General features: G+C 33.2%; 21 protein-coding genes, 1 riboswitch and 1 other annotated feature (1 of these 23 only partly in view). Of the genes, 5 read left to right on the forward strand and 16 right to left on the reverse strand.

Annotated features, from left to right (window positions below; genetic code table 11):
* Positions 1–2: 2 nt before the first annotated feature.
* The 3 genes from ACY2U7_RS05380 to ACY2U7_RS05390 are packed head-to-tail and all read right to left on the reverse strand — an operon-like array spanning position 3 to position 2,535.
* Positions 3–683, reverse strand: coding sequence for an ABC transporter ATP-binding protein (locus tag ACY2U7_RS05380; RefSeq protein ID WP_461812154.1), 681 nt, complete (start codon positions 681–683; stop codon positions 3–5).
* A gap of 51 nt (positions 684–734) precedes the next feature.
* Positions 735–1,856: a sensor histidine kinase gene (locus tag ACY2U7_RS05385; protein WP_461816011.1), complete on the reverse strand. Its 1,122-nt coding sequence runs from the start codon at positions 1,854–1,856 to the stop codon at positions 735–737.
* Between the two features lies 1 nt (position 1,857).
* The gene (locus ACY2U7_RS05390; RefSeq protein ID WP_461812152.1) at positions 1,858–2,535 is read right to left on the reverse strand and encodes a response regulator transcription factor; all 678 of its coding nucleotides are present in this window, start codon (positions 2,533–2,535) and stop codon (positions 1,858–1,860) included.
* A 168-nt stretch (positions 2,536–2,703) separates the two neighbouring features.
* Between ACY2U7_RS05390 and ACY2U7_RS05395 the strand changes: the two genes are divergently transcribed.
* Positions 2,704–3,126 carry a hypothetical protein gene (locus tag ACY2U7_RS05395; RefSeq protein WP_461812151.1) on the forward strand — a complete coding sequence of 141 codons (423 nt, stop codon included), beginning with the start codon at positions 2,704–2,706 and terminating at the stop codon, positions 3,124–3,126.
* Positions 3,127–3,170: 44 nt separating this feature from the next.
* Here the strand turns inward: ACY2U7_RS05395 and ACY2U7_RS05400 are convergent, their stop codons facing one another.
* On the reverse strand, positions 3,171–4,772 hold the full coding sequence (locus ACY2U7_RS05400; protein WP_461812150.1) for a CvpA family protein: 1,602 nt from the start codon (positions 4,770–4,772) through the stop codon (positions 3,171–3,173).
* 107 nt (positions 4,773–4,879) lie between these two features.
* On the reverse strand, positions 4,880–6,952 hold the full coding sequence (locus ACY2U7_RS05405) for an elongation factor G (protein WP_461812149.1): 2,073 nt from the start codon (positions 6,950–6,952) through the stop codon (positions 4,880–4,882).
* Between the two features lie 273 nt (positions 6,953–7,225).
* On the opposite strand from ACY2U7_RS05405, the gene ACY2U7_RS05410 reads away from it, so the two are divergent.
* Entirely contained in the window at positions 7,226–8,326 is a 1,101-nt protein-coding gene (locus tag ACY2U7_RS05410) for a prephenate dehydrogenase/arogenate dehydrogenase family protein (protein ID WP_461812148.1), read from the forward strand.
* A gap of 28 nt (positions 8,327–8,354) precedes the next feature.
* Positions 8,355–9,650, forward strand: a complete 1,296-nt coding sequence (gene aroA, locus ACY2U7_RS05415; protein WP_461816012.1) for a 3-phosphoshikimate 1-carboxyvinyltransferase — start codon at positions 8,355–8,357, stop codon at positions 9,648–9,650.
* A gap of 95 nt (positions 9,651–9,745) precedes the next feature.
* Here aroA and ACY2U7_RS05420 read toward each other — a convergent pair whose 3' ends face one another.
* Genes ACY2U7_RS05420 through ACY2U7_RS05435 form a run of 4 tightly spaced genes read right to left on the reverse strand, consistent with a single transcriptional unit; the run spans position 9,746 to position 13,488 of the window.
* The gene (locus tag ACY2U7_RS05420; protein WP_461816013.1) at positions 9,746–10,786 is read right to left on the reverse strand and encodes an alcohol dehydrogenase; all 1,041 of its coding nucleotides are present in this window, start codon (positions 10,784–10,786) and stop codon (positions 9,746–9,748) included.
* A 50-nt stretch (positions 10,787–10,836) separates the two neighbouring features.
* The gene (locus tag ACY2U7_RS05425; protein ID WP_461812145.1) at positions 10,837–11,631 is read right to left on the reverse strand and encodes a ZIP family metal transporter; all 795 of its coding nucleotides are present in this window, start codon (positions 11,629–11,631) and stop codon (positions 10,837–10,839) included.
* A gap of 50 nt (positions 11,632–11,681) precedes the next feature.
* Positions 11,682–13,043 (reverse strand): MATE family efflux transporter, encoded by a 1,362-nt coding sequence (locus tag ACY2U7_RS05430; RefSeq protein ID WP_461812144.1) that lies wholly within the window; start codon positions 13,041–13,043, stop codon positions 11,682–11,684.
* A 7-nt stretch (positions 13,044–13,050) separates the two neighbouring features.
* Positions 13,051–13,488 carry a MarR family winged helix-turn-helix transcriptional regulator gene (locus ACY2U7_RS05435; protein WP_461812143.1) on the reverse strand — a complete coding sequence of 146 codons (438 nt, stop codon included), beginning with the start codon at positions 13,486–13,488 and terminating at the stop codon, positions 13,051–13,053.
* Between the two features lie 195 nt (positions 13,489–13,683).
* Here ACY2U7_RS05435 and ACY2U7_RS05440 point away from each other — a divergent pair, with 195 nt between their 5' ends.
* Positions 13,684–14,106: an Hsp20/alpha crystallin family protein gene (locus ACY2U7_RS05440; protein ID WP_461812142.1), complete on the forward strand. Its 423-nt coding sequence runs from the start codon at positions 13,684–13,686 to the stop codon at positions 14,104–14,106.
* 19 nt (positions 14,107–14,125) lie between these two features.
* Here ACY2U7_RS05440 and ACY2U7_RS05445 read toward each other — a convergent pair whose 3' ends face one another.
* Genes ACY2U7_RS05445 through nadA form a run of 4 tightly spaced genes read right to left on the reverse strand, consistent with a single transcriptional unit; the run spans position 14,126 to position 17,603 of the window.
* Entirely contained in the window at positions 14,126–14,638 is a 513-nt protein-coding gene (locus ACY2U7_RS05445; protein ID WP_461816014.1) for a transcription repressor NadR, read from the reverse strand.
* A 13-nt stretch (positions 14,639–14,651) separates the two neighbouring features.
* On the reverse strand, positions 14,652–15,506 hold the full coding sequence (nadC, locus tag ACY2U7_RS05450) for a carboxylating nicotinate-nucleotide diphosphorylase (RefSeq protein WP_461812140.1): 855 nt from the start codon (positions 15,504–15,506) through the stop codon (positions 14,652–14,654).
* Between the two features lie 12 nt (positions 15,507–15,518).
* On the reverse strand, positions 15,519–16,682 hold the full coding sequence (locus ACY2U7_RS05455; RefSeq protein WP_461812139.1) for an L-aspartate oxidase: 1,164 nt from the start codon (positions 16,680–16,682) through the stop codon (positions 15,519–15,521).
* Between the two features lie 15 nt (positions 16,683–16,697).
* Entirely contained in the window at positions 16,698–17,603 is a 906-nt protein-coding gene (nadA, locus tag ACY2U7_RS05460; protein ID WP_461816015.1) for a quinolinate synthase NadA, read from the reverse strand.
* A 165-nt stretch (positions 17,604–17,768) separates the two neighbouring features.
* Positions 17,769–17,869: riboswitch (TPP riboswitch) on the forward strand.
* Between the two features lie 36 nt (positions 17,870–17,905).
* Between nadA and ACY2U7_RS05465 the strand changes: the two genes are divergently transcribed.
* Positions 17,906–18,571 (forward strand): energy-coupled thiamine transporter ThiT, encoded by a 666-nt coding sequence (locus ACY2U7_RS05465; protein ID WP_461816016.1) that lies wholly within the window; start codon positions 17,906–17,908, stop codon positions 18,569–18,571.
* A gap of 48 nt (positions 18,572–18,619) precedes the next feature.
* On the opposite strand, the gene ACY2U7_RS05470 is transcribed toward ACY2U7_RS05465, so the two are convergent.
* Genes ACY2U7_RS05470 through ACY2U7_RS05480 form a run of 3 tightly spaced genes read right to left on the reverse strand, consistent with a single transcriptional unit; the run spans position 18,620 to position 21,303 of the window.
* Entirely contained in the window at positions 18,620–19,384 is a 765-nt protein-coding gene (locus ACY2U7_RS05470; RefSeq protein ID WP_461812136.1) for an ABC transporter ATP-binding protein, read from the reverse strand.
* The gene (locus tag ACY2U7_RS05475; protein WP_461812135.1) at positions 19,377–20,258 is read right to left on the reverse strand and encodes an ABC transporter permease; all 882 of its coding nucleotides are present in this window, start codon (positions 20,256–20,258) and stop codon (positions 19,377–19,379) included. The genes ACY2U7_RS05470 and ACY2U7_RS05475 overlap by 8 nt, the downstream gene beginning before the upstream one ends.
* A gap of 31 nt (positions 20,259–20,289) precedes the next feature.
* Positions 20,290–21,303: an ABC transporter substrate-binding protein gene (locus ACY2U7_RS05480; RefSeq protein WP_461816017.1), complete on the reverse strand. Its 1,014-nt coding sequence runs from the start codon at positions 21,301–21,303 to the stop codon at positions 20,290–20,292.
* Between the two features lie 117 nt (positions 21,304–21,420).
* Positions 21,421–21,423 (reverse strand) — a binding site (T-box leader) (it continues 243 nt past the right edge of the window).

Below are 21,423 nucleotides of genomic sequence, written 5' to 3' on the forward strand. Positions count from 1 at the left end.
AATTACCTCACCTTCTCATCTTTTATCATTTTTCCGTCTGCAATAGTAATAATTCGATCTGCCTCTAATGCAATTTTCTCATCATGGGTAATAAGCAAAATCGTTTGATTATATTTTCGATTTGTCATCTTTAATAAATCAATGATTTCTCTAGATGATTTACTATCAAGGTTTCCTGTTGGTTCGTCTGCCAATACAATTGCAGGATGATTAATTAACGCTCTTCCAATGGAAACTCTCTGTTGCTGTCCTCCTGATAATTGATTTGGCAAATATTCTTTTCTATTTGTCAGATTTAATATAGAAAGCATTTCCTCCATCTTCTCTTTCTCTACTCGCTTTCCATCTAATCGACATGGTAAAGCTATATTTTCCTCTACATTTAATATTGGAATCAAATTATAAAACTGATAAATCAATCCTAACTGTCGTCTTCTAAAAATTGCCATTTTATCATTGTTCAAACTTAAAATTTCTGTTCCATCTATATATACTTTTCCTGATGTCGCTTTGTCCACACCCCCAATCAAATGAAGTAATGTTGATTTTCCACTTCCAGAAGCACCGATAATCGCAACAAACTCTCCTCTCGCAACAGAAAAATTTATGTTATCCAACGCCTTTACTTTCGTATCATTCATTCCATATGTTTTACACAAATTTTCAATCTTCAAAATTTCCATAACTGTCCTCCTTTTCTTTTGACAACATCATCATATCGAATGAAAGTGACTTTAAAGTGACTTTTGATAAAATTTTATAAGAAACTCGGTTCCCTTTTCTTTCTGACTTTTTACTTCAATATCTCCACCTTGATATTTTACAATACTTTTTGCAAATGCCAATCCAAGACCTACACTATCCTCTTTCGCATTTTTACTTTTATAAAATCGTTCAAAAATATGAGGTAAATCCTCCTTTTCGATTCCTTCACCATTGTCTTTTATGCTTAGCATTGTATAAATATAATTTTCCTCCCAAAAAAATTTCACTTCCGTTGCTCCATGCTCTATAGCATTTTTAACTATATTGCAAACACACTCTTTCGTCCAATGCAAATCACACCACAATTTCGACTTCTCTTCTCCTTCTCCCCAAATGTGACTTCCTGTAACCTCGCATAAAACATCAAATCTTTCCTGTACTTCTTTTAATAAATCTTTAATATAAATTTCTTCTTTTTTTAGTACAACTGTTCCCGAATCTAACTTTGCCAAATTTAATATCCCTTTTACAAGCCATTCTATTTTCATTAAATCTTTTTGCATATTATCTAAAAACAGTTCTTTTTTCTCCTGAGGTAAATCCATTCGTAAAAGTTCATTTACCATATACAAAGATGTAATTGGAGTTTTTAATTGATGTGATATATCAGCCAAAAATTGTTCTAACTCAGATTTGCTCTTTTTCAAAAAAGCATTATTTTCTCTTAAAAGCATTGTAATGTCATACACTTTATTATTTAAAAAACTAAAACTTCCTTCTTCATTATCAATTAATTGCAAAGTTTCCTTTCCCGCCAAAATTTCTTCACAGTATTGTTCCATTTCTCGTATCTTTTTATCTCGTTGCTTTCTGTCATATAAACTTATTCCCCAAAATAAAATTCCATTTAACAGACCGATACAAGTTATATCTATCGCCATGGATATTGGATGAAACTCACTTTCTTCCACACCGTACTTTTTCAAAATATCTGTTACTTCTTGTTTGTCTTCTGTTTCCAAAATTTTCTCGGTCATTCTATATATCCAGCTGTTTATCTCTTTTTCCTTCGTTCTTCCTAAACACACACAAATACCAATATTAACTACTATACACAAGCAAATACATATAAACCATTTTTTCTTATTCATATTAACCACCTATTTTATATCCCATTCCCCTTACCGTCTGAATAATTTCTGGATCATTTGGATTATCTTCAACTTTCTCTCGAAGTCTTTTAATATAGACTGTAAGTGTATTATCATTAACAAAATTTCCCGTCTCATCCCAAATATGTGACAAAATCTGATTTCTCGTTAAAATTCTCCCCTTATTCTCAAAACATAATAATAATATTTTATATTCTAATGCGGTCAACTCCAATCGTCTTCCATTCTTATATGCCATATGCTCAGTTAAGTGAATAGAAATTTTTCCTATTATAAGTTCATTTTTTTCCTTTATTCCTATTCCTCTCAGTCTAATTACATTTTTCACTCTAGAAACAAGTTCTCTTGGACGAAACGGCTTCGTAATGTACTCATCTACCCCAAGACGAAATCCCTCTACAATCTGTTCTTCCTCATCAAGTGCAGTTAAAAGAATAACTGGTATCTCTTTTTCCTGTATCTCTTGAAAAAATACAAGTCCATTTCCATCAGGAAGTCCAACATCTAATATCAATAACTGATAAGATTTTTCTTCTATCTTTTTCTTTCCTTCCGCTATAGTCATCGCTAATTCCACATGAAACCCTTCACTTTCTAAAAGAAACTGTAGTCCCTCACCAATATGTCTATCATCTTCTATTATTAAAATCTGAATCATCACACTTAACCTCCCAATTCATTTGCACTATTGGTATTATACATTAATTTGCACAAATTAAAAGTGCTAATTTTATATTTTTTAGATAATTTGTTGCTCATTTCTATAATTTGTTGTATAATAATTAACATCAAGACAGAACGAAATATACATAAAGGAGATAGTGCTATGGTAAATTTATTAGTAGGCCCAAAAGGCAGTGGTAAGACACAACAAATGATTGATTTTGCAAACAATACAGTAAAATCACTAGACGGAAACGTAGTTTTCATTAAGAACAGCCATAATGATACATTTAATCTTTCTTTCGATATAAGAGCAATCTGTATGGCTGATTATCCATCTATCCGCAATGTTGATGACTATACTGGTTTTATCTATGGTATGCTTAGTTGCAATAGTGACATTGAATGTATTTTCATTGACGGTATTTTGAAACAATCTGATATCTCATTAGAAAATATGCCACGTTTTATAGAACGACTCAAAAACATCAGTAAACTTCATCACATCAACTTCTATTTAAGCATCAGCGCTAATCGTGAAGAGTTAAATAATATTAATTTAACTGACTGTCAAATTCTTAATTAAATGTCAAAAGAGGAAAATGATTTCATTTCATTTTCCTCTTTTTCTTATTTCATAGACAAAACCTTATTTGCTTTTTCGCCTTTTTTGTATTCAATTGTAACATTCTGTCCAACTTCATATTTAATTACATTAATAAAATCTACAACTGATACATCAAAAATTTCCCCGTTACCTTCTAACATAATGTAATAGTGAGAATTTCCTTCGATTACCCCTTGTGCAATCTTACTTATTTTTCCACTTATATTCTGTACTTTCGTTGTTTCTTCTTCCTCTTTAATAACTCCATCTGTCACTAAAAGCTTATTGTATTGTTTCTCACAACTACTTACCGTATCCCCAATTGCAACCAATTGATACTTTTGTACATTTACCATAGCATATTTCTTTACTAGTCCTGCATCATCTTTCAATGCGATAAAATATGTTGGCTCACCTGAAATATTTAACAACAGTGGAAATGTTGCTTTATATTTCAAATTCTGTACTTGCCCTTCTGCTGAAGACATTGCCGACTTTTCAGTCGCCCCTTCAATAGAGTAGAACTTTGTTTCCATAGTACGTTGATTCATTAAAACAAATCCAACATTGGATTCATCTCCACTTACAGATGTCACACCGGTATATACCCATACATCATCATCAATTGCCAAATAATTATATCCATCTGTTGTCTTTAAGCAATCTTTCTGTCCGAGTACACTATTCAAAAATCCATGTTTCAAAGAACCATAATAGTCATACAATTGCACAAGCATATCTGCTGAATATGCTCTATCAATCCAAGATGGTGCTTTGTCAATAGCATAGTCTTTCGTCTCACCTGTAATCGCATTACATAAAACAACTCTTCCAATTGTTTCCCCGCCAAATAACCCAATATTAAATTTCTTTACTGGGCAAACCCAATACGGAGTTCCTTCATCATCTGTTTCAAAACTCAAATCATTAAAAATATATGTTGGATATTTAAATCGTAAATGTCTGTAAATATTACGATTAAAGTGTTCACTTGTCGTATACTTCATTCCTTTATCTAATTTAACAAGTTCTGTTGATTGACTCGCCATATCAATTCTTACATACGCTGGTATCCCTTCTGATCGATTCGTAAACCACTTGATAATATTGGCATATTTAAGTGGAGATACTCGGACAGGCTTATCTTTATAATTGATCTGTGTGTAAATCTCATCCACTTCAAACTGTGAAACCATATCTACCATACTTCCCATTTTACGATTTCCCAAAAGTGTAGCAGACTCTTTATCCAATAGTGGAATTTGATCAAAAGATAACTCTTCAATATCTTTTGTAAATTTTCCTTCTTCCACCTTCAAAAGATTCCTATACTTCTTCGAATTGATAATTGGTGAAGATAATAAAGTTCCTACTGCATAAACAACAACTACAATTACTCCCACTGTAATTAGGATCTTCATTCCTTTCGATGACTTCACTTCTTGTTTGCTGCGAATTTTCTTCTTCCAGCCATACCAAACAATAACTAATACCATGAGTATAATCCAAAATACCCAAAAGTCTCTAGAGTGAATATTAATTGCCGGCAAAGTAACATAATAATAGATCCCTGCTACAATTAAAAATGTAATCACTCCCATGATTTTCATTTTCATATTTTTCATATTTTCCTCCTAGTAAAAAGTAATTAGGCTCATTGTATCACTCTACCTAAAATTGTCAAGTATCCAAAATAGAAAGGATTGCCGCAAATAACAGCAATCCTTTTCTCTTATTCTTCTGAACGATTTGCAATTTCTTTTTCTTGTACATCTGAAGGAGCCTGTTCATAACGAACAAATTCATATGAATATGTACCTCTTCCTCCTGTCATAGACCGAAGTGCTGTACAATATCCAAACACACATGTCATTGGAATATCTGCTTCTATTTCTTGTTTTCCCTTTGGAAGTGGATTCATTCCAAGTACACGTCCTCTTCTTTTATTTAAATCTCCCATAACATCTCCCGTATATTCGTCAGGAACAATTACTTTAATATTTGCAATTGGTTCTAATAATACTGGTGATGCTTCCATAATACCTTTCTTAAACGCCTGCATTGTCGCTGTCTTAAATGCCATCTCAGATGAATCTACTGGATGATATGAACCATCATATAACGTTGCTTTAATTCCCACAACTGGATAATGTGCCAAAGGTCCTCTAAGCACAGATTCTTGAAGTCCCTTTTCAACTGCTGGAAAATAATTCTTTGGAACTGCTCCTCCTACTACTGTTTCTTCAAAAATATATGGTGTTTCCAAATCCCCTGAAGGTTCAAATTTCATTTTGACGTGTCCGTACTGTCCGTGGCCTCCTGATTGCTTTTTATATTTCGTATCTACATCAGAAGTTTTACGAATAGTTTCTCTAAAAGCAACTTTTGGTCGTTCTAATGCTACATCTACTTTATAGCGTGTAGAAAGTTTGCTTACAAGCACTTCCAAATGTTGATCACCCATTCCATATAACAATGTTTGATGATTTTCACTATCATTTACCACTTTCATTGTCATATCTTCTGCCATCATTTTTGCAAGTCCTTGAGAAACTTTATCCTCATCCCCTTTTGCTTTTACAACATATTTCATATATGTATATGGTGTAGAATATTCTGTTTTACCATATAAAACCGGTGTATTTTTAGTCGATAGACTATCTCCTGTCTTGGTTCCTGTTAATTTTGCAATTGCACCAATATCTCCTGCATGTAATTCTGATACTTCAATTGGCTTATTTCCATGCATTACATATAATTTTCCTGGCTTTTCTTCCGTATCTGATTCTGTATTATATAATACATCGTCCCCTTTTAATACTCCTGAACACACTTTTACAAAAGAGTACTTTCCAATAAACGGATCTACCATCGTCTTAAATACATAAGCTGTTTTTGCCTTAGCAAAATTATAATTTGCTTCAAAGATTTCATTTGTTTTCCGATTAATACCTGCACACTCACGCTTATCAGGACTTGGGAAGAATCGAACAATATCAGATAAAAGGTTCGCAACTCCTTGTGCCTCAATATTAGATCCCATTGCTACAGGTACAATACTTCCGTCCATTACCTCTGTACGCATAGCAGAACGTATCTCTTCTATAGAAAATTCTTCTCCAGCAAAGTAGCGTTCCATAAAATCTTCACTTGTCTCTGCCACCGCTTCCATTAATGCATCTCTTAAAATTTGCAAGTTTGGAAGACAATATTCAGGAATCTCACATTCTTCTCTTTGCCCTATACCAGTATATCTTCTTCCGGCATTCTTAATAACATTTACATATCCTACTAATTTTTCATTCTCACGAATTGGTTGGAAATGAGGTGCAATTACTTTTCCATATCTATCTGTTAACTGTTTTACTACTTCACGAAAACTCGCATCGTCAACATCCATCTCCGTCACATATACCATTCGAGGTAAATTATACTTATCACATAATTCCCATGCTTTCTCCGTTCCTACTTCTACACCTGCTTTCCCTGAAACAACAATAACAGCCGCATCCGCTGCACTTACCGCTTCTTCTACTTCGCCTACAAAGTCAAAATATCCCGGTGTGTCAAGAATATTGATTTTTGCTTTTTCCCATTCAATCGGGGTCAATGTTGTGCTGATTGAGAATTCGCGTTTCTGCTCTTCTTTATCAAAATCGCTTATTGTATTATGATCACTGATTTTTCCCATTCGATTAATTGTTCCTGATACATAAGCCATTGCTTCCACTAAGCTTGTTTTTCCGCTTCCGCCATGTCCTAAAAGGACTACATTTCTAATCTCGTCTGTTCTGTAAACTTTCATTGTTGGTGCCTCCTTATTTTTCTAGTTCTAATGTATATATTGTACTAAATTTTTATTCTTTTTACAACTCTTTTATATATTTTACACAATATTTTTATCTGTATTCCATAATATATAATATTATGCACTGCTTATCGAAACTTATTTTAAAATAAAGCAGAAACAAATAGAATTGATCTATACTTTTTCACTTTAAACTGTTATAGCGTTGACATCTATTTATATATCTATTAAAATAGAAAGAACAGATTTTAGATAAGAGAGGATTTCCCTATGTATACACCAACCAAAATTGGATTTATCGGTTTAGGACTGATTGGCGGATCTATTGCAAAAGCCATTCGCCTTTATTATCCCGAAACGAAACTAGTCGCTTTTGATAAAAACAGAGAAACACTTGCACTTGCTATGAACGAATCGGTAATTGATGTTGTTTGTAACACTATAGACGATAATTTCAAAAACTGTTCTTATATATTTTTATGTACACCTGTGGCTTTTAATACTGCTTATTTAAAGCAAATACAAGTATACTTACACGAAGATTGTATCTTAACAGATGTGGGAAGTGTGAAAACTTCTATCCATGAAGAAATCACAGCATTAAACTTAGAAAAATATTTTATTGGGGGACACCCAATGGCTGGTTCAGAAAAAACTGGTTATTCCAATGCAAAAGCAATTTTAATTGAAAATGCTTACTATATTGTCACCCCTTCTCATTCTGTTTCCAAAGAAAAATTATTGCAATATACTAGATTTATCCAATCCTTGAAAGCACTTCCGGTAGAAATGGATTATGAAGAGCATGATTATATCACTGGTGCAATCAGCCATCTACCACATATTATTGCATCTACTTTGGTAGATTTTGTAAAAAACGCGGATACAAAAGAAGAGTTTATGAAACAACTGGCAGCAGGTGGTTTTAAAGATATCACTCGCATAGCCTCCTCTTCTCCTACGATGTGGCAACATATCTGTATTCAGAACAAAGAAAATATTTCCGCTATTCTTGGAAAATATATAAATTCTTTACAACAAATCCGGTCTTCTGTAGAGAAAAAGGAAGAAGATAAATTGTACGACCTATTTTTCCGTGCAAAAAATTATCGAGACTCCGTTCCTGATTTATCAGCCGGTCCGATTAAGAAAATTTTTGCGATCTACTGCGATATTTTAGATGAAACAGGTGGAATTGCCACTGTCGCTACAATTTTAGCATCAAATCATATTAACTTAAAAAATATCGGAATTATACATAATCGCGAGTTTGAAGAAGGTGTCCTTCGAATGGAATTTTACGATGAAGTTTCTTCTTTAAATGCAGTGAAACTTTTAGAGAAACATAGATATACCGTATACAAACGATAATTGATTTTTAATTAGAAAGGATTTTTATATGATTATTAAAAAACACGTCGGACTTCGTGGAACAATACGTATTCCAGGTGATAAATCTATTTCGCACCGTGCCGTTATGTTTGGTTCAATTGCTAATGGTACAACAGAAATCACAAATTTTCTACAAGGTGCAGATTGCCTTGCTACTATTGATTGTTTTAGAAATATGGGGATTGAAATTGAAAATTCTCCTGAAAAAATTCTTGTACACGGAAAAGGCTTACACGGCCTTTCTTCTCCTACTTCTATTTTAGATACGAAAAATAGTGGAACAACAACAAGACTTATTTCAGGTATTCTCCTCGGACAAAACTTTGAAACTACTCTTTCTGGAGATTGTTCTTTAAACACAAGACCAATGGGAAGAATTATAACGCCACTTTCCCTTATGGGCGGAAAAATAAAAAGTATTTACAACAATGACTGTGCACCACTTCGCATATCTCCATCTGCTTTGCACGGTATTCACTATCATTCAAAAGTAGCTTCTGCACAAGTTAAATCTGCCATTTTACTTGCCGGATTATATGCTGATGAGGTAACTTCCGTAACCGAACCTATATTATCTCGCAACCATACAGAATTAATGCTACAAGGATTTGGTGCTAAACTGAATAGTTTTTTACAAGCAGATACCCGTTTTCCTACAGTTTCTATTGAACCCGAACCGCAATTAGAAGGACAACGCATTATTGTACCTGGAGACATTTCCTCTGCTGCGTACTTTATTGCAGCAGGACTTCTTGTTCCTAACTCGGAAATACTTATCGAAAATGTTGGCATCAATCCAACTCGAGCAGGTATTTTAACTGTATGTCAAAACATGGGTGGAGATATTACCTTCTTAAACAAAAAAACTGTAAGCGGTGAACCTGTAGCTGATTTACTTGTAAAAACAAGCCACTTACACGGAACAGTAATCGAAGGTTCTATTATCCCGACTTTAATTGATGAAATACCAATTATCGCTATTCTTGCTGCTTTTGCTGATGGAACTACTATTATTAGAAATGCTGAAGAACTAAAAGTAAAAGAAACAAATAGAATTGAAACCGTATGTGAAAATCTAAAAGAAATGAACGGAGATGTTATTCCTACAGAAGACGGAATGATTATTACTGGAAAAGGATATTTATCTGGTGCAAAAATAGACAGTTTTCTAGACCATAGAATTGCAATGGCTTTCTCCATCGCAGGACTTGTTGCTGATGGAGAAACCGAAATCAAAGATAGCCATTGTATTGATATTTCTTATCCTACTTTTTTTGAAACATTAACTTCTTTATTTTTGTAAATAGGATATATTTTAAAATGCTATTCCCTCTCGGCTTTTTAAGTGAGTGGAATAGCATTTTTCAAATTTAAACAACGATCATTTACTAAAATCCTCTACGGTCTTATCGCTACTTTCATCACATGTTCTTTTCTATTTTCAAAAATATCATATGCTTTTTCAATCTCTTTCAACGGAAATGTATGAGTAATTAATGGTGTTGTATCTATTTTTTTCTCCGCAATCAATTTCAAAATCTCATCACAATCACAACCATCTACTCCACCTGTTTTAAAAATCAAGTTTTTCCCATACATTTGTGGTAACGGAAGTCTTTGTGCTTCTTCATAAAGAGCAACAATCGTAACAATCCCATTTGGCCGTGCAATTTTCCATGCTAATTCAAATGTTTCTGAACTTCCCGCAACTTCTAAAACTTTGTCAGCACCTCCATGAGCACTATTTTCCTTTACAAAGGTTTCTACATCTATTTCTTTTGGATTAACAACCAATACATTTGGATATTGGTTCTTAATAAATTCCACCCTCTCTTCATCTGTTTCACATAAAATAATTTTTTTCGGATATTTCCGCATTACACAAAGCAATGTACAAATTCCTGTTGGTCCACCACCAATAATAACAACCGTATCTTCATCTTCGATTTCCGAAATCCTTGTTGCCCAATAGCCAGTTGCTAATACATCTCCTACAAACAACGCCTCTTCATCTGTAACTGTATCAGGAATTTTATTTAAGCCCTGCTCAGCAAAAGGTACACGAACATATTCCGCTTGCCCTCCATCTATTCGACAACCTAATGCCCATCCACCATGCTTATCTGTACAATTATTCACAAATCCTTTCTTACAAAAGTAACATTCTCCACAGAAAGTTTCCACATTAACTGTTACTCGATCTCCAACTTTCACCTTCTTTACTTCTGTTCCAACTTCTTCTACTACACCAACCATTTCATGTCCTACAGTAACACCCTTTACTGCCTTTGGAACCGCTCCATGTTTTATATGGATATCACTAGAACAAATACTGGATAATGTAACACGAACAATCGCATCTGTCGCATTCACTATGCTAGGTTTTTCCCTTTCTTTTATACTAAATTTCCCTTTATCCTCATAAACATATGCTAACATCGCACTTCCTCCTATCCATCTTTATCTTTAATCACATTATAAAATCTTTTTTATCCCAATGCCACATCTAATATCATCATTACTAAAAATCCCACAATAAATCCAATCGTACCTTCTTTCCCTTCCTTACCATTTGTATCCATATGCGCCTCTGGAACCAACTCTTCTACAACCACATAAATCATTGCACCTGCTGCAAAAGATAAACATAGTGCAATCGAGGATTTTGCCATACTTGCAAAAGTTGCTGCCAAAACAGAAAAGATTGGTTCTACAATCCCTGTCATACTTCCTATTAAGAATGCCTTTTTCTTTGACATCCCCTCTTTCATAAGCGGAAGTGAAACAGCTGTTCCCTCTGGAAAATTTTGAATAGCAATACCGATTGTCAACGCAATTGCACCTGACATCAGTGCTATATTTTCTTTATTTTGTGCTGCCAAAGCAAAAGCAAGCCCTACAGACATTCCTTCAGGAATATTATGAACAGTTATAGCTAAAACAAGCATAGATGTACTCTGTCTTAATGTAACCGGCTTTTCCCTCTGCTTTTTATACCACTTATGCAGAAAAAAATCTGCTAATAAAAGTATTATTACTCCAAGAACAAACCCTACAGTAATAACTAACCAACCAATCTGTCCATTTTCTTCTGCAAAATCAATTCCTGGCAATAATAATGACCATACAGATGCCGCAATCATAACACCACCTGCAAATCCCAAGAATCCATTCTGCCACTTATCACTTATCTGTTTTTTCACACAAAAAATGCCTGCTGCACCTAAAGTCGTAACTGAAAAGGTAATTAATCCTCCCAAAAAAGCCAAAAAAATTCCATTCATACTACTCACCTCCGTTAGTAATATATGAATGAAATTTTCTTTTGACACTTTTATGAAATTTCTTTTAAAACTTTTTTAAATTGGAAAGCAAATAAAATCGCTGTAAATGTTACCGCTAAAATATCTGCGATTGGCTCAGCCATATAAACAGCTATCGTTTTATCCGACGTATACAAATGAGGCATAATGTAAATTAGTGGAATCAATAAAACAAATTTTCTCATTACAGCTACTGCAATAGAAGCCTTGGCATTTCCCAATGAATTAAACGTCATTTGACATGCCATTTGAATACCAAAAATAAATAATGCAGCTAAATATACACGAAGTGCTGTACTTGTAAAGTTAAGTAATCTCAAATCTGATGTAAATAAGTTTGCAAAAATTTGTGGGAAAACCATGATCAATGCCCACAATACTCCGGCATAGGCCAAACTAATTTTTAATAGCAATTTGTATGCCGATTTTACACGTTCTACATTTTTTGCTCCATAATTATAACTAATAATCGGTTGTGCTCCCTGTCCAAGTCCTTGAAGTGGTAACATTGCAAATTGCATTACACTTGTTAAAATCGTCATCGCACCTACAGCAACATCGCCTCCATATTTTAATAAAGAAGAATTAAAGCAAACAGAAATCACACTCTCGCTGGATTGCATAATAAATACAGCAAGACCTAACGCTAAACTTGGTACAATAATTTGTTTTTCCAACTTCATATAACATTTTTTAATTTTTAAAATTGTTTTCTTTCCAAATAAAAATCGTAGTACCCAAATACACGATAATGCCTGTGAAAGAACTGTTGCAAACGCTGCTCCTCTAACACCTAAACCAAATCCAAAAATAAAAATCGGATCTAATATAATATTAGAAATCGCTCCAATCAACACAGATAACATTCCCACTTTAGCAAATCCCTGTGCAGTGATAAAAGCATTCATTCCTAAAGTTAACTGTACAAAAATTGTACCGATAGCATATATATTCATATAGTTAACACCATATTCAATCGTATTTTCACTAGCACCAAATGCCATTAAAAATTGTCTGTTGAAGACCAAAAGTATCAGTGTCAATACTATGGAAATTACAATTTGCAGCGAAAAACAATTCCCTAATGTTTTTTCTGCTGATTCTTGATCTCCTTTTCCCATGAAAATAGTGGCTCTTGGCGCACCACCGTTACTCACTAAAGCTGCAAATGCAGTTACAATCATAATGAGTGGCATACACACTCCAACACCTGTTAAAGCCAACGCTCCTACCTCTTGAATATGCCCAATATAAATTCTATCTACAATATTATAAAGCATATTGATAATCTGTGCCGTTACTGTTGGAAGAGCTAATTTCATCAGTAATTTTCCAATTGGCTCTTTCCCTAAAAACTCTTTATTATCTGTCATTTTCTTCCTACCTTTCTAGGCTTTCAAAAACATTTTCTAATATTTTTTCATTTATCCGAAAGTACATTTTCTTTTCCTCTTCCGAAAGTCCATTAAAAATTTGCTTATCATATAAATTTCTTGCTTTGTCAATTCCAACAATCATCTCATTTGCTTTTTCAGTAATGCAAAGATGTATTTTTCTCCTATCTGCCTTATCTGGAAAGCGCTGAAGAAATCCTTTTTGAATAAGAGACTCTACTCCTTGAGAGACATTACCTTTTGGAAGCATTCTCCAAGAAGAAATATCTCCCACTGTATCCTTTCCTGGATTATTATGTAAAAATCCCATAATAATCACTTCTATTTGAGAAAGTGCATACTTTTTTCTTACTGGTTCTAAGCATTTATTATTTAATTTATCTAACCCTCGAATCATTATAAGTATATCTGATATCTTTCGCATAATCCTACACCCTTTATAGTTCTTTTTAAAATAGTTTTTTTTAAAACTTTTTCCGTATTTTATTATATATTCTCATTTATTTTTGTCAACTCACATTTTTTATTTTTTTTGAAAATAGTGTTGACATTATTTATTTTAAGTGTTATATAATATATAGAACAAATAAAACATTGAAATTTTAAGGAGGTATGACCTATGTTATTAGCAAACAGAAATTATAATTTATTCGACGAAATGTTTAATGATCCATTCTTTACTCGTCCTTTTGAGAATGCCTCTTCACAGATTATGAAGACCGATATTCATGAAACCGATGGAAATTATTTAATAGAAATGGAACTACCTGGATTTACAAAAGAAAATATCAAAGCTGATTTGAAAAATGGTTATTTAACAATTACTGCTGAAAAAAATCAGACAAACGAAGAAAAAGATGCTAAAGGAAACTGTATTCGTAAAGAACGCTACACTGGAAGTTGCAATCGAAGCTTCTATGTAGGAGAACAAGTAACACAGGAAGATATTAAGGCTGCTTTTAAAGATGGCATTCTTCGATTACAAGTACCAAAAGATCTTCCACAGGTAACTGAACAGCCAAAACTTATTACGATAGAATAAAAGGCGGAAATCCCGCCTTTTATTTTTCTTCAATCAAAAAACCTTTTTTACACAATTCTTCTTCAATCATATCTAAAGTTTCCACACTATCTGCACTTACCTTATGATAGTGATAACCAGAGGTAATATTCTTCAATGGACTTGATTTCCCAGCATGTATATCGTCCATAAATTCTTTTATTTTTCGTCTAGAATTGATTTGTAAATTTGCTTCCAATCGCCCATATACTTTGTGATTTATCATCACAGTTTCTATGCAACCACCATTGTCAACCACTGTATATAATTCTTCTTCCAACTGTTCATCTGTATGATGCACCTTAAAGACTCTTGTAATTGATTTTGGTATATTTAAAATATAGCCTCTATTTGTAGAAATAATATCATATCCCATTGCTCTAATCAGTGCAATATCTTGTACAATTACTTGACGGCTCACATCATACATCGATGCAAGTTTTGTACCTGATACTGCCGTTGTACTATTTTGTATTTGATTGATAATTTCTTCTCTTCTCTCTGAACCAGTCATTCTTACCTCCTTATTAGGAAATTGCATGAAGATTTTTTAAGGAAATGTCTAAAATCGGTGCTGAATGTGTCAATGCTCCACTAGAAATATAATCCACTCCCACCGAAGTTACACGACTAATATTCTCCTTCGTCACATTTCCTGAACATTCTGTCTCTGCCCTTCCATCAATAATTTTGATTGCCTCTTTCATCTGTTCTGGCGACATATTATCTAGCATAATAATATCTGCACCCGCTTCAACAGCTTCTTTTACCATATCTAAATTTTCTACTTCCACTTCAATTTTCCTTACAAATGGAGCATACTCTTTTGCCATTTGAATAGCTTTTGTCACACTCCCCGCTGCTCCTATATGATTATCTTTTAAAAGAACTCCATCAGACAAATTATAGCGATGATTATATCCTCCACCTACACGAACAGCATATTTTTCAAAAATTCGCATATTAGGTGTTGTCTTTCTCGTATCCAAAAGTTTTGTCTTTGTTCCTTCTAAAAGAGTCGCTACAGAATTTGTGTAAGTTGCAATACCACTCATTCTCTGTAAATAATTTAATGCAACTCGTTCTCCAGAAAGAAGTACTCGTATGTCTCCGATCACTTTTGCCATCAATTGTCCATTTTTTACTTTTTCTCCATCTTTACAGTAAAATTTTACTTTTACATTCTCATCTAATAAATGAAATACTCGTTCAAATACTTCTAGCCCAGCAACAATACCATCTTCCTTACACAATAACTCAACTTCTCCTATTACCGACTTTTTCATAACAGAATTTGTTGTCACATCTTCACTTGAAATATCCTCACAAAGTGCCTCTCGAATTAATTTATCTACCTGTAAATTCATTGTAATTGTATTCATCTTTTTTCTCCTCTACACTGACTCTTTTTCAATCTTTTTTGCAGCTCTTTTTGCAAACACAACACTTTCCAATAAAGAATTACTTGCCAAACGATTTTTCCCATGTACTCCATTACAGCTTGTTTCTCCAACTGCATATAAGTTGGGCATAGTTGTCTGACTATCACTGTCAACCCAAATACCACCCATGAAATAATGTTGCGCTGGCACAACCGGAATACATTCTTTCGTTACATCATACCCTTCCTCTAAACATTTCTTATAAATATTTGGAAAATGCTTTAAAATCGTTTCCTTTTGAATATGTTCCATTGAAAGCCAAACATACTCTGTTTGATCTTGTTGCATTTGCTCTTGAATCGCTTTTGCCACCACATCTCTAGGAAGAAGTTCATCTACAAATCTTTCTTTATTCTTATTGTATAAAACTGCTCCCTCTCCACGAACCGATTCAGAAATCAAAAATCTTCTACCTGGTTTTTTAGAATAGAGTGTCGTTGGATGTATTTGTACGTAATCCAAATGTTCTAAACGTATTCCATGCTTCTGTGAAATCTTAATTGCATCCCCAGTCAGATGTGGAAAGTTTGTTGAATGCTTATATGTTCCACCTATTCCACCAGTAGCCAAAATTGTATTTTTCGCAAAAATCCTCAAATTTTCTTCTTCATATTCGACTTGTATACCTATGCATTTTCCATCTTCCTCAATAATATCTGTCATAGTTGCATATTCATATATTGTTACATTCTGGAGTTTTTTCACTTGTTCAAGTAATTTACTTGTAATCTCTTTCCCTGTGATATCTTCATGATATAAGATGCGAGGTTTGGAATGAGCACCTTCTCTTGTATAAGCAAAGTCTCCATCTTGTTTTTCAAATTCTACACCATATCCAACCAAATCCTCAATTACATCTCGAGAATTACGAATCATAACATCCACAGACTCTTTTCTATTTTCATAATGCCCTGCCTTCATTGTATCTTCAAAAAAACTATCATAATCATTCTCATTTCTCATTACACATATACCACCCTGTGCCAAAAAAGAATCATTACTTTCCATATCTGATTTTGTAATCATAATAATTTTTTTCTCTTTTGATAAATTTAAAGCAGAAAATAATCCTGCAACACCTGTACCAACAATAACCGTATCCGCATTCAATTCCATTTTTCTTTCCTCCCACTATTTCGCCAATTCTAACATTTTTTCTAATGCTTTTTTTGATTCTTCTCTAAGCGTATCTGTTACTTGTACTTCATTTTCCCCTGTTTCAAGAACATGGGCAATTTTTTCTAAAGTAATCAGTTTCATATCATGGCAAACTGGTTCTGTCTTTGTAAAATAAAATTTCTTTTGTGGATTTTCCTTTTCTAATTCATATCGTACACCATTTTCTGTGCAAACAATAAATTCATCACAATCACTTTGACTTACATATCGGATAATCCCCGATGTACTTCCTATATAATCTGATAAATCACAAATTGCTTTTGAACATTCTGGATGCGTTAAAATTTTCGCTGCTGGGTGTAATTCTTTTTCTTTTCTCACTTCTTCTACTTGCATATTTTCATGAATTGGACAATATCCCTCATTAAAAACAAATTTCTTTTCCGGCACCATTTCTGCTACATAGCGAGCTAAATTTCTATCTGGAATAAAGAAAATATATTTATTAGGCAAAGCTTTTACAATATGCACTGCATTTGCTGATGTTACGCATACATCTGCATGTTGTTTTAGCTCCCCTGTTGAATTAATATAACACACAACAGCCAAATCGTCATACATCTTACGCATTTTTTTTATTGTCTGAACATCTGCCATATGTGCCATAGCACAATCTGCAGATAAATCCGGCATCAATACTGTTTTTTCAGGATTTAAAATCTTTGCACTTTCTCCCATGAATGAAACTCCACAAAATACAATCGTCTGTTCTTTAAGTCCTATGGCTGTTTTACTCAAATAAAAAGAGTCTCCTATGTAATCTGCTATTTCTTGTACTTCATCTGATACATAGTAGTGTGCTAAAATCACTGCATTTTTCTTCTTTTTTAAAATTTTAATTTTTTCAATAATATCCATTTTTCTTCTCCCTTGCTAAACTTCTCCCATTATAGCACTAGACTTTACAAGTGACAAGACACCTGTTGTACAAAAAACTTGCATCAAAATTCATTTTTTTAATCATCTTGTGCAATATTGACACATTTTTAATTGCATGCTATATTTGAACAGAAAATATTTAAGAAGAACAAGAAGGGGAGCCCTGAGGCTGAGAGGAAGATTATACTTCGACCCTTATACCTGATTTGGATAATGCCAACGTAGGAATCTTTTAGGACTTCTTTACCTATTCTTGTTCTCCATTCAAAGGAGGAATTTTTATGTTTCAGTTACTCGTCAATCAGGATGGAGGATTAACCACTGCTGGTTATGCCATCACTATCATTATCGCTATTTTAGGTCTAATAGTCGCACTCATTTTTGCTGGAAAAGCTTCCACTAAAAAGAAATTTACTACAAAACAATTAGTTTACTGCGCTATGGCTCTTGCCCTTGGCTTTGCAACATCTTATATTAAAGTATTTGAGCTTCCTTTCGGTGGAGCTGTAACTGCTTGCAGTATGTTATTTATTGCATTAATTGGTTATTGGTATGGACCAAAAACAGGTATCCTTCTTGGATTTGTTTACGGTATTATGCAGTTTTTACAAGGACCATATGTCCTTTCATTTTTCCAAGTATGTTGTGATTATCTTCTTGCTTTTGCTGCACTTGGCCTTTCAGGATTTTTTGCTCAAAAAAAGAACGGCTTAATCAAAGGATATCTACTTGCCATTATCGGCCGTGGCGCATTCCATGTCCTTGGAGGCTATTTATATTGGATGGACTATATGCCTGATAATTTTCCAAAAAGTTTAGCTCCTGCTTATCCTTTCGTTTATAACTATAGCTTTATCTTAGCAGAAGGATTAATCACAATAATTATTCTTTCTATTCCAGCTGTAAAGAAAGCTCTAGAACAAGTGAAAAGAAACGCTTTATCATAATAAAAAAGACAGAATCCTATATTTTTTAGAATTCTGTCTTTTTCCTTTTTATTCAATACTAACTTCAGTAAATTTTTCAAAAAGTTCTTTTGCTTCAACTTTTGCTTTTTCCTCACCAGATAAATCCATAATAATCTCTCCTTTGTGCATCATCAAAAGACGATTCCCATAGTCTACTGCATGCTTTAAATTGTGGGTAACCATAATAGTCGTCAATTCTTTTTCTTTCACAATTCGATTCGTCAATTCCATAATATTCTCTGCTACTTTCGGATCTAAAGCTGCTGTATGTTCATCTAAAATAAGAATTTCTATCGGAGTTAATGTAGCCATAAGTAATGCCAATCCTTGTCTTTGCCCACCTGATAAATTTCCTACTTTTACATCCATTTTATTTTCTAAACCTAATTTTAGTTTACTAAGATTTTCCTGAAAATATTGTTTTTTCCTTTTATCCAGTGCTCTTCCTAAACCATACATTTTCCCTTTATTTTCTGCCAAAGACATATTCTCATAAATCGTCATTCGTGGACAAGTTCCTTTATCTAAATCTTGATAAACTCTCCCTATTGTTCGATTTCTTTTATAGTCTTTCAATTTTGAAATATTTTTTTCATGCAACAAAATTTCACCTGAATCTGCCAAAATATTTCCACATAAAATATTCAACATTGATGTTTTTCCTGAACCATTGCTACCAATAATGGATAAAAATTCACCTTTTTTTATCTTTAAATTTAAATCTTTAAACAAACACATTTCATTTATTGTTCCCATATGATAATATTTTTGAATTTTCCTTAATTCAAGCATTTTTTCTCACCCTTTTCTTTTTCTGCATTCCTATAACTAAAACAAGTAAAAATAATACCGACGTAATAATTTTCATATCTTGTGGTTCAAAGAATTTAATTGCTATAGCTACACATCCTTTATAAATAACAGAACCAACTAGAACTGCTGTTGTTGCCTTAAAAAATGTTAACTTTTCAAATAAACTTGTACCAATAATGACACTTGCTAAACCTACAATAACTGCTCCTGTCCCACTTGAAATTTCAAAAACTCTTTGCTCCTGACAAAAAATACTTCCTGCCAATGCAACCAATCCATTTGAAATCCCTAATCCTAAAATCTTTATATTTCCTTGATTTTTTGCTAGGGCTGTTACTAAATTCGCATTATCACCTACAGCTCTTAAAAGAAGTCCAGATTTTGTACTAAGATATCCATCTAAGAAAAATTTAACGAGCATTGCAATAACAAATACAATACTTACTATTTTATAAGAAGCAAATTTCCCTTGAAATATTTCATTCATATAAGCATTATCAAAAATACTTTTTTCTGTAAAAATTGGAACATTAGCTGTTCCTGCAATTCTTAAATTTATAGTCCAAAGAGCTGTCATCATAATAATCCCTGAAAGTAAATCTCTTACTTGCAATTTTACATGTATAATTCCTGTACAAATTCCTGCTACTGCACCTGCTAAAAATGATACAAAAATAGTGAATATTGGATTTATTCCCTTTGTAACCATTAGCGCCGTCACAGCTGCTCCAAGAGGAAAACTTCCGTCTACTGTAAGGTCTGGAAAATCTAATATTTTATATGTGATATAGACGCCAAGCGACATAATTCCATAAATTAATCCCTGTTCTAAAATCGTACTAAACATACTCATACTATCTTACTCCTTATTTTTCTTATTGTTTCTATTTAGAAATAGTAGCGAACTTTTCTTTTGCATTTTCTATGAATTCCTTTTCCAAAATTATCTTCATGTTCTTTGCAACTTTTGTATTAATATATAACGCAGGTTCTGAAATTGTTTCACACTTCATCTCTGATACCTTTTTTTCTCCTTTTAGAATTTTCGCAGCCATCCGCCCCGTTTGTTTTCCAAGTTCCACATAGTCTAATCCTTCTGCTGCAAGACATCCCAATTTTACCTGTTCGATCTCACTTCCAAATACTGGTATGTTTTTTTTATTCGCTTTTTCAAGAATGGTAGACAATGAATTTACCACTGTATTATCTGTCAAATTTGTTATACAATCTACTTCTGTCAAAAGTTCCTCCACCGCAAGAGGTATATCTGCTGTTTGTGTAACTCCTTTTTTTACAATAGTAAAATTATATTTGTCTGCTAGTTTTTCATATTCTTTAATTGCTGATATGGAATTCACTTCACTCGTTGTATACATAATTCCTATCTTTTTTGCACGTGGCAATACTTTTCTAATCATTTTTAATTGCTCTTTAATTGGCAATTTATCACTTGTTCCTGTTACTTTCCCCACAGGCATTCCTTCTTTATTTGTCAATTTTGCAGCAATTGGATTTGTAACAGCAGTATAAATCACTGGAATATCTGTCTGCATTGCTGAATTATACGCCGATTGTGCACTTGGTGTTGCAATAGCACAAATCATATCTACATCTTCTGCAACAAATGTATCACTAATTTGTTTCGCCGTTCCTTGATCTGCTATTGCATTTTTTACTTTTATTTTTAAATTTTTTCCTTCTATAACTCCTTCTTCTTCTAGACCTTTTATAAATCCTTTCCGACAATTATCTAGTGAACCATGTTCTGCAAACTGAGAAATTCCAATCTGATATACTTTCTTATTTTCAGCACCATTCCCCGGTTTTTCCTTACTACAACCTCCAAAACACATCCCCATTACCATGCATAATAAAATTGTTATTACTCTTTTTTTCATCTTCTTGTTCTCCTTTTTTCTTTCTTTTCAAAAACAAAAAAGCCGATTCTTTTCGTGTATTTATTTTGTCAAAATGTCCATTTGATACAATAAAAAACGCCTCAAACTATACTTATAGTT

The organism is Faecalimonas sp., from assembly GCA_029264305.1.
Taxonomy (GTDB): Bacteria; Bacillota; Clostridia; order Lachnospirales; family Lachnospiraceae; genus Faecalimonas.